At 71.3% G+C, this 9,022-nt stretch carries 8 protein-coding genes; 7 read left to right on the forward strand and 1 reads right to left on the reverse strand.

Going from position 1 to position 9,022, the window contains the following annotated elements:
* Nucleotides 1-121: 121 nt before the first annotated feature.
* Nucleotides 122-1,504: a M20/M25/M40 family metallo-hydrolase gene (locus VQ03_RS03965; protein WP_048449567.1), complete on the reverse strand. Its 1,383-nt coding sequence runs from the start codon at nt 1,502-1,504 to the stop codon at nt 122-124.
* A gap of 505 nt (nt 1,505-2,009) precedes the next feature.
* Here VQ03_RS03965 and VQ03_RS03970 point away from each other — a divergent pair.
* The 7 genes from VQ03_RS03970 to VQ03_RS04000 form a co-directional block, all read left to right on the forward strand.
* Nucleotides 2,010-2,531 (forward strand): (2Fe-2S)-binding protein, encoded by a 522-nt coding sequence (locus VQ03_RS03970; protein WP_048449568.1) that lies wholly within the window; start codon nt 2,010-2,012, stop codon nt 2,529-2,531.
* Nucleotides 2,528-3,541: an FAD binding domain-containing protein gene (locus VQ03_RS03975; protein ID WP_048449569.1), complete on the forward strand. Its 1,014-nt coding sequence runs from the start codon at nt 2,528-2,530 to the stop codon at nt 3,539-3,541. The genes VQ03_RS03970 and VQ03_RS03975 overlap by 4 nt, the downstream gene beginning before the upstream one ends.
* Nucleotides 3,542-3,550: 9 nt before the next feature.
* A complete protein-coding gene (locus tag VQ03_RS03980; protein ID WP_048449570.1) occupies nt 3,551-5,788 on the forward strand; it encodes a xanthine dehydrogenase family protein molybdopterin-binding subunit in 2,238 nt (745 codons plus the stop codon).
* A 78-nt stretch (nt 5,789-5,866) separates the two neighbouring features.
* On the forward strand, nt 5,867-6,763 hold the full coding sequence (locus VQ03_RS03985) for an alpha/beta fold hydrolase (RefSeq protein ID WP_048449571.1): 897 nt from the start codon (nt 5,867-5,869) through the stop codon (nt 6,761-6,763).
* A gap of 95 nt (nt 6,764-6,858) precedes the next feature.
* Complete coding sequence (locus VQ03_RS03990; RefSeq protein ID WP_048449572.1) at nt 6,859-7,473, forward strand: LysE family translocator; 615 nt, start codon at nt 6,859-6,861, stop codon at nt 7,471-7,473.
* A 94-nt stretch (nt 7,474-7,567) separates the two neighbouring features.
* Complete coding sequence (locus tag VQ03_RS03995) at nt 7,568-8,134, forward strand: isochorismatase family protein (protein WP_048449574.1); 567 nt, start codon at nt 7,568-7,570, stop codon at nt 8,132-8,134.
* On the forward strand, nt 8,131-9,022 hold an 892-nt coding region (locus VQ03_RS04000; RefSeq protein ID WP_048449573.1), incomplete at its 3' end, for a GlxA family transcriptional regulator. The genes VQ03_RS03995 and VQ03_RS04000, both read left to right, overlap by 4 nt.

Here is a 9,022-nt window from a genome sequence, read left to right on the forward strand (position 1 = left end):
CCCCAACATCCCGGGGCCGCGACGTGGGACCCGGGGCCCGGACCCGCGCACACGGTCCAGGACCGGGCGGCCCGCGTCCCGCCCGGTCCCGAACCCTCTGCGGGTCGGATGCTCGATCGGCCTATTTCGCCAGGGCCGCCAGGATCCGCGCCCAGCTGCGCGTGCCCTTGTGGAAGCTCTGGAGGTCGTACTTCTCGTTCGGCGAGTGAACCCGGTCGTCGTCGAGGCCGAAGCCGACCAGCAGGGTGTCGAGGCCGAGCGTCCGCTTGAAGTCGCCGACGATCGGGATCGAGCCACCGGATCCGATGGTCACCGGGGCCCGGCCCCACTCCTCGGCGAGGGCGCCCTTCGCCGCCTCCAGGGCCGGCATGCCGTGGGGCAGCGCCAGCGCCCGCGAGCCCTTGTGGGTGACGACCTCGACCGAGCAATCGGCCGGGATGCGCTCCTGGATGAAGGCGCGGAAGTTGCGGTCGAGGGCCTCGGGATCCTGGTCGCCGACGAGGCGGAACGAGATCTTGGCGCTGGCCTTCGACGCGATCACCGTCTTGGTGCCCTCGCCCGTATAGCCGCCGATGATGCCGTTGGCGTCGCAGGTCGGGCGGGACTGGATCTGCTCGATCAGCATCCGGTCGCGCTCGCCGGCCGGCAGGTTCAGGCCGACGGTGCCGAGGAAGCTCTCGGGCGTCAGGTTCAGGCCGCGCCACTGCTCCAGCACCTCCGGCGGCGTCTCGTGCACGCCGTCGTAGAAGCCCGGCACGGTCACCCGTCCCTGGTCGTCGTGCAGGTCGGCGACGATGCGCGAGAGCACCCGGATCGGGTTGGCGGCCGCCCCCCCGAACAGGCCCGAATGCAGGTCGCGGTCGGCGCAGGTGACGGTGACCTCGAAATAGGCCAGTCCCCGCAGCGACGAGGTGATGGCCGGGGTGTCGCGGTCCCACATCCCGGTATCGCAGACCAGGGCCACGTCGGCCTTCAACTCCTCGCGGTTGGCCGCGACCCATTCGGGCAGGAATTTCGAGCCGTCCTCCTCCGCCCCCTCGATCAGGATGGTGACGCCGACCGGCAACTCGCCGTCGATCGCCTTGAAGGCCCGGCAGGCCTCGACGAAGGTCATCACCTGGCCCTTGTCGTCGCAGGCGCCGCGGGCGCTGATGACCTTGCGGCCATCCTGGAGGGTCGCCATGCGCGGCTCGAAGGGCGGCGTCTCCCACTCGTCCAGGGGATCGACCGGCTGCACGTCGTAATGGCCGTAGAACAGCACGTGCGGAGCGCCGGGCTTCCGATGATGGGCGAGCACCACCGGATGACCGCCGGTCTCGCGCAAGGAGGCCTCGAAGCCCATGGCGGCGAGATCGCCCTTGAGCCATTCCGCCGCCTTCCGGCACTCCGCGGCGTAGGCCGGATCGGTCGAGATCGACGGGATGCGCAAGAAGGCGAACAGCCGCCCCAGGGAGGTGTCGAGGTCGCGGTCGATGTCGTTGAGGATCCGGTCAAGCGCGGCCATGCGGTGTCTCCGGGTACGAGTCGAATCTGGCGCGGGGACGGGTGTCCGGCCGCGGTGATGCCATCACTAGCGCAGCGGGCGGGCGGCCAGAAGCCGCGAGGTGGAAGCGACGACGGGCTTCGGGTGCATGGCGGGCGGGGCGCTCGCCCGGGTTTCGACGGCACGCGCGGAAACCCTCCCTCCTCTGCGGAGCAGGCCGGGAGTGGGGCAGTGCGACGCTGGTCCAGAGGGCGCACGTCACATCGGTCGCGACCTTTCCGGAACCGGCGTCCCCTCTCCCGCCCCAGCACGAGTGCTTCGCACTCGCCGTGGGGCACCCTCCCGCGCGGAGGAGGGAGGGTCTTCAGCGCGCGCCTTCCGCCGCATCCCGCCGCCCGGCCCCCCGATACTCCCCTAAGGAACGACCCCACTCTGGAACGGTTATCGGGTATGCCGCCCGGCCGAGGGCCGCGCGCCCTCTCGGCGCGCGCCGGCGCCGGGCCCCTTCACGAGCAATGGCAGGCCCATGCTGAGCGACAGCGGCTCCTCCGCCCCACCGGGGACGATTCCGGTCACCCTCACGGTCAACGGGCAGGAGCGGCAGCTCCAGGTCGCGCCCTGGACCACGCTCCTCGACCTCCTGCGCGAGGAACTCGACCTCACCGGCACCAAGAAGGGCTGCGACCACGGCCAGTGCGGCGCCTGCACGGTGATCGTCGACGGGAAGCGCATCAATTCCTGCCTGGCGCTGGCCGTGCAGAAGGACGGCGCCAAGGTCACCACCATCGAGGGCCTGTCCTCGGGAGCCCTCCACCCGGTCCAGGCCGCCTTCGTGGAGCACGACGCCTTCCAGTGCGGCTACTGCACGCCCGGCCAGATCATGTCCGCGGTGGCGCTGATCGAGGAGGGCCGCGCCCGCTCGCGCGAGGAGATCCGCGAGCACATGAGCGGCAACATCTGCCGCTGCGGCGCCTATTCCAACATCGTCGACGCGGTGGAAGACGTCCTGAAGACCAAGGCGTCCTCGTTCCGGGAGGCCGCGGAATGAACCGGTTCGAGTATACCCGCGCCGGCACCGTGCAGGAGGCCGTTCAGGTGCTCGCCGCCGATCCGGCGGCGCGCTTCATCGCCGGGGGCACCAACCTCGTCGACCTGATGAAGTACAATGTCGAGCGGCCCGGCCGCCTCGTCGACATCACCCGCCTGCCCCTCGACGAGATCGTCCAGCACGAGGGGGGCCTGCGCCTCGGCGCGCTGGTGCCCAATGCGACCGTGGCCTACGACCCGCTGGTCAACGAGCGCTATCCGCTGCTCGCCAGCGCGCTGCTGGCCGGGGCCTCGCCGCAATTGCGCAACGCCGCCACCACCGGCGGCAACCTGCTCCAGCGCACCCGCTGCTACTATTTCTACGACGAGGGCACGCCCTGCAACAAGCGCGAGCCCGGCAGCGGCTGCCCGGCGATGACCGGGGTCAACCGCATCCACGCGATCCTGGGCGCCTCGGAGACCTGCATCGCGACCCATCCCTCCGACATGTGCGTGGCCCTGGCGGCGTTGAACGCGACCGTGCAGGTCGAGGGGCCGAACGGCCGCCACGGCATCCCCTTCGGCGAGTTCCACCGCCTGCCGGGTGACGCGCCTCAAACCGACACCACGCTCCGCCACGGCGAGATCGTGCTCTCGGTCGACCTGCCGGACGAGGATTTCTCGAGGCACTACACCTACCTGAAGCTGCGCGACCGGCTCTCCTACGCCTTCGCGCTGGTCTCGGTCGCCGCCGCCCTGGAGATGGACGGCGACACGATCCGCACGGCGCGCCTGGCGCTCGGCGGCGTCGCCCACAAGCCCTGGCGCAACGCGGAAGCCGAAGCCCGCCTCCAGGGCAGGCCCGCGACGCCGGAAACCTTCCGCGAGGCCGCGGACGTGATCCTGGCCGAGGCCCGGCCCTATTCCCACAATGCCTTCAAGGTCGAGCTGGCGCGGCGCGCCATCGTGCGGGGCTTGCGCCAAGCCGCCGCCGGCACGCCGCAATCCCAGACCGACAAGCGCATCGCCTAAAGGACCGCCATGGCCACCCCCTCCCGCTACGTCGGCACCGCCCGGAGCCGGCTCGACGGCCCCGCCAAGGTGACGGGCGCCGCCAAATACGCCGCCGAGTTCACCGCCCCCGACCTCGCCCACGGCGTCGTGGTGTCGAGCGCCATCGCCAAGGGCCGCATCACGGCGATCGACACCAAGGCCGCCGAGGCGGTGCCCGGCGTGATCAAGGTGCTCACCCACGAGAACAAGCCGCGCACCGCCTGGCTCGACTACAATTACCGGGACCAGGTCGCGCCGCCCGGCTCGCCGTTCCGGGCGCTCAACGGTCCCGAGATCGTCTATGGCGGCCAGCCGGTGGCGCTCGTGGTGGCGGAGAGCTTCGAGCTCGCCCGCCACGGTGCCAGCCTGGTCAAGGTGACCTATGACGAGGAGGTGCCGAACACCGACCTCGCGAAAAATCGCGACGCCGCCTACGTGCCGCCGAAGAAGCGCTCCGGCATCAAGCCGCCGCCGGACCCGCGGGGCGATGCGGCGGGCGCCTACGACACCGCGCCGATCCAGCTTCGCCAGGAATACAAGCAGGCGATCGAGCACCATAACCCGATGGAGCCGCACGCCTCGACGGTGGTCTACGAGGGCGAGGGCAAGCTCACCATCCACGACAAGATCCAGGGCGTGAACAACACGCAGGGCTATGTCTGCAGCGTGTTCAACCTGAAGCCCGACGACGTACGGGTGATCACGCCCTATGTGGGCGGCGGGTTCGGCTCGGGCTTGCGGCCGCAATACCAGCTCTATCTGGCGGTCGCCGCCGCCCTCGACCTCAAGCGCTCGGTCCGCGTGGTGCTGACCCGCGACCAGATGTTCACCTTCGGCTACCGGCCCGAGACCTACCAGACCGTGGCGCTCGGCGCCGACGAGGCCGGGCGGCTCCAGTCCCTGACCCACGACGCGGTCGCCGGCACCTCGACCTTCGAGGATTACCAGGAGGCCGTCGTCAACTGGTCGGGCCTGCTCTATCACTGCCCGAACGTCACCCTCGACTACAAGCTCGCCAAGATCGACACCTATACCCCGTCCGACATGCGGGCGCCGGGCGCGGTCACCGGCATCTTCGCCCTCGAATCGGCGATGGACGAGCTGGCCTACGCCACCGGGATCGATCCGCTGGAACTGCGCCTGCGCAACTACGCCGAGCGCGACGAGGGCGAGGGCAAGGACTTCACCTCCAAGGCCCTGCGCGCCGCCTACGAGCAGGGCGCGGCGCGGTTCGGCTGGTCGAGGCGCAAGGCGGAGCCGCGCTCGATGCGCGACGGGCACGAGCTGGTCGGCTGGGGCATGGCGACCGGCGTGTGGGAGGCCATGATGATGCAGTCGAGCGCGAGCGCCACGCTCACGCCCGACGGCACGCTCGAACTCGCCTGCTCCACCGCCGATCTGGGGACGGGCACCTACACGATCCTGGCGCAGATCGGCGCCGACGCGCTCGGCCTGCCCCTCGACCGGGTGACGACCCGGCTCGGCGACACCGCGCTCCCCGAGGCGCCGCTCGCCGGCGGCTCCTGGACGGCGGCCTCCTCCGGTGCGGCGGTGCAGGCCGCCTGCCGCAAGGTGGCCGAGCAGCTGTTCGGCCATGCCCGCAGCATGGCGGAGTCGCCCCTCGCCAATGCGGACTTCGCCCACGTCACCTTCGCGGACGGGGACATCCGGCTCCAGACCGATCCCTCGCGCAAGGTGTCGATCGCCGAGGCGATGCGGGCCGGCGGCGTCGAGCGCGTCGAGGCGACCGAGAAGGTCAAGCCGAGCATGCTCACCAACATGCGCTACTCGGCCTATACCCATTCGGCCGTCTTCGCCGAGGTGAAGATCGACGAGGAACTCGGCGTGGTGCGGGTGACGCGGGTGGTGAGCGCCATCGCGGCCGGCAAGATCCTCAATCTCAAGACCGCCCGCAGCCAGATCCTCGGCGGGGTGGTGATGGGGATCGGCGCGGCGCTCGAAGAGGAGTCGATGCTCGACCACAATCTCGGGCGGATCATGAACCACAATCTCGGCGAATACCACGTGCCGGTGAACGCCGACATCCACGACATCGAGGTGATCTTCGTCGACGAGCACGACGACAAGGTCAGCCCGCTCGGCGTCAAGGGCCTCGGCGAGATCGGCATCGTGGGCGCCGCCGCGGCGGTGGCGAATGCGGTGTTCCACGCCACCGGCAAGCGGGTGCGCGACCTGCCGATCACCATCGACAAGATCATCGCCTGACCCATCTCGTCAGGGAAGAGGAGCAAGGGCGGGGCCTTCGACGGCCCCGCCCTTCGCATGCGTGACGGGAGTACAGCCATGGACGTCAACAGCGTCACCGCCGGCGAGGTCGAGATCACCTACGAGGCCTCGGGGCCCGATATGGGCCAGCCGGTCCTGCTGCTGCACGGCTGGCCGGACGACCCGCGGACTTTCGACGGCGTGATCCCGAAGCTGAACGCCGCCGGCTGGCGCACCATCGTGCCCTACTGGCGCGGCTGCGGCCCGACGAAGTTCCTGAACCCGGAGGGGCCGAGGAGCGGCGAGACGGCGGCTTTGGCCACCGACATCCTGGCCTTCATGGACGGCTTGGGCTTCTCGCGCCTGCCGGTGGTCGGGCACGATTGGGGCGGGCGCGTCGCCTACATGCTCGCCGCGGCCCGGCCGCAGCGGGTCTCGTCGATCGCCGCCCTGTCGGTGCCCTGGGCGCCGGGGCGCATCGGCGTGCCGCCGCTGCCGCAGGTGCGGGCCTTCTGGTACCAGTGGTTCATGAACACCGAGCCGGGCGCCGCCTTCGTGCGCGAGAACCCCCTCGCCTTCGCCCGCGAGCAATGGGTGGCCTGGAGCCCGCCCGGCCCCTGGTTCACCGACGAGACTTTTTCGAAAATCGCCCCGTCGCTCCAGAACCCGGACTGGGCTGCCGTCACCCTCAACTTCTATCGCTCCCGCTGGGGCGCCGACGCGCCGGACCCGCGCTTCGCCGAACTGAGACAGGCGGCGGAAGGCGCCGGCAGCATCGCGGTGCCGACTCTGGTCATCAACGGCGCTGCCGACACCTGCGTGCTGCCGGCCTCGTTCTCGGGCCAGGAGCAGCATTTCACCGGGACCTACCGCCGGGTGGAGCTGGAGGATGTCGGCCACTTCCCGACCCGCGAGGCGCCGGACAAGGTGGCGGAGGCGCTGCTGACGCATCTGGGCGAGGTCGGGGAGCATTGAGGACCGGATCGCGCCACTGCCGCGGCGGTTGAGGCGAACTCCCGCGGCGCAAAAATTGCCAAGTCCCCTGCGTCTCTCGACGCGGGGGAAAGAGAATGGATCCCGTCACGCTGCTCTCGTTCGCGGCCGCCTTCCTGGTCTTCGCCGCGAGCCCCGGGCCCGACAACATGACCATCGTCGCCCGCACCCTGTCGCACGGGCCGGCCTCCGGCCTTGCCTACGGGGCCGGCATGGTGGTGGGCATCCTGGCCGTCCTGGTCCTCGCCGCCACCGGCCTCGCCGTGGTGGCGCAGGAGATGGGGGCGCTGATGACGGTCCTGCGCTATGCCGGCGCCGCCTACCTGATCTGGACCGGGATCCGACTCTGGACTGCCGAGCCGGTGCTGCCGGCGGAGCGCGCGGGCGGCACTCGGCCGGGCCTGGCGGCGAGCGTCCTCGCCGGCCTCGCCCTCAATCTCGGCAACCCGAAGATGCCGCTGTTCTACCTCGCCCTGCTGCCGAACGTCGTCGGTGCCGCCCTCGCCCCGGCGCAGGTCGCGATCCTCGCCGCCGTCATCCTCGCCGTCGAGGCCCTGGTGATCGGCGGCCACGTGCTCCTCGCCGGCCGGCTGCGGCGGGCCCTGCGCACCCGCGCGGCGGTCCGGCGAGCGAACCGCATCGCCGGTGGGGTCATGGTCGGGGCCGGCGTCGCGGTGGTCGCGGCGCGCTAGGGTCCTGTCCTTTTTCGTCCGCTTCCAGTCCGGGCGCGGCCTTTCGGGACGCGGGGCGGCGCCTATCCTGGCGCCGTTCCACCCGCTAAGGATCATCCCCGTGACCGACACCGCCCTCCTCGTCATCGACGTCCAGGACTCCTTCCGCCACCGCCCCTACTGGGACGAGGCCGACCTGTCCCGCTTCCTCGACCGTCAGCAGGCCCTGATCGACGGCGCCGTGGCGAGAAACGTCCCGGTGGTGCAGATCTTCCACGTCGAGGACCAGGGTCCGTTCTCCCTCGCCTCCGGCCATGTCCGCACCCTGGAGCCCCTGCGGCTCACGCCCGACGCCGTCTTCCACAAGCGGCGGCATAGCGCGCTCGTCGGCAGCGGGCTCGACGTCTGGCTGACCCGGAACGGCATCCGCCGGCTGCTGGTCAGCGGCATCCGCACCGAGCAGTGCTGCGAGACCACGACCCGCCACGCCTCCGACCTCGGCTACGCGGTCGATTACGTCGCCGAGGCGACCCTGACCTTCGCGATGAATGATGCCGCCGGGCGCCTTTGGAGCGCCGACGAGATCCGCGCCCGCACCGAGTTGGTCCTCGCCGGGCGCTTCGCCCGCATCGCGACCGTGGAGGAAGCCCTGGCCGGGCCTGCCTCCCGACTCGCCGCGTGAGCGCGCCGGCCGACATCCCTGTCGTGGTGGTGTGCCCGCCGCGCACCCTGCTCCTCGACGTGGCCGGGCCCGTCGAGGTGCTGCGCAAGGCCAACCTGATCCAGGACAGGGTGCGGTTTCGCGTCAGCCATGTCGGCCCGCACCCCGAGGTCACGAGCTCGATCGGGCTTTGCCTCTCGGGGCTCGCCCCCCTTCCCGCGCCGCTGCCCGACGGGGCGATCGTGGTGGTCGCCGGCACGGCGGAGCTGATCCTGGGGGATCCCTCGCTCCCGGGTGAGTCCGAGCGGGCGGCCGAGGCGGCGATCGTCGCCTGGCTGCGGGCGCAGGTGAGGCCGGGGCACCGCCTGGTCTCGATCTGCTCCGGTGCGCTCCTGGCGGCCCGGGCCGGGCTCCTCGACGGGCATGCCTGCACCACCCATCACGCGGCCTGCGCGGAGCTGGCCGCCCTCGCCCCCGCCGCCCGGGTGCTGGAGGATCGGCTGTTCGTCGAGGACCGCGAGCGCCTGACCAGCGCCGGCATCACCGCCGGGATCGACCTGATGCTGCACCTCGTGGCGCGCCTCGTCGATCCGGCCTCGGCGGCGGCGGTGGCGCGCTACCTCGTGGTGTACTTGCGCCGGGCCGGCCACGACCCGCAGCTCTCAGCCTGGCTCGACGGGCGCAACCACCTCCACCCGGCGATCCACCGGGTGCAGGATGCGGTGAGCGCCGATCCGGCCCGGGCCTGGAGCCTGGAGGCGCTCGCCGGCATCGCCGCGACCAGCCCGCGCCACCTCTCGCGGCTGTTCAACCGCCATGCCGGGATGAGCCTGCCGAGCTACATCAACTCCCTGCGGGTGGCGCTCGCCCGCGACCTCCTCGCCCAGACCCGCCTCGACATGGAGCGCG

The sequence above is a fragment of the Methylobacterium tarhaniae genome (genome assembly GCF_001043955.1).
GTDB lineage: Bacteria > Pseudomonadota > Alphaproteobacteria > Rhizobiales > Beijerinckiaceae > Methylobacterium > Methylobacterium tarhaniae.

Excerpts from the sequence above, each read along its gene's own strand:
- VQ03_RS03975 (WP_048449569.1), top strand. The coding sequence starts at position 2,528 with ATGAACCGGTTCGAGTATACCCGCGCCGGCACCGTGCAGGAGGCCGTT.
- VQ03_RS03980 (WP_048449570.1), top strand. The coding sequence starts at position 3,551 with ATGGCCACCCCCTCCCGCTACGTCGGCACCGCCCGGAGCCGGCTCGAC.
- VQ03_RS03970 (WP_048449568.1), top strand. The coding sequence starts at position 2,010 with ATGCTGAGCGACAGCGGCTCCTCCGCCCCACCGGGGACGATTCCGGTC.
- VQ03_RS03990 (WP_048449572.1), top strand. The coding sequence starts at position 6,859 with ATGGATCCCGTCACGCTGCTCTCGTTCGCGGCCGCCTTCCTGGTCTTC.
- VQ03_RS03985 (WP_048449571.1), top strand. The coding sequence starts at position 5,867 with ATGGACGTCAACAGCGTCACCGCCGGCGAGGTCGAGATCACCTACGAG.
- VQ03_RS03965 (WP_048449567.1), bottom strand. The coding sequence starts at position 1,504 with ATGGCCGCGCTTGACCGGATCCTCAACGACATCGACCGCGACCTCGAC.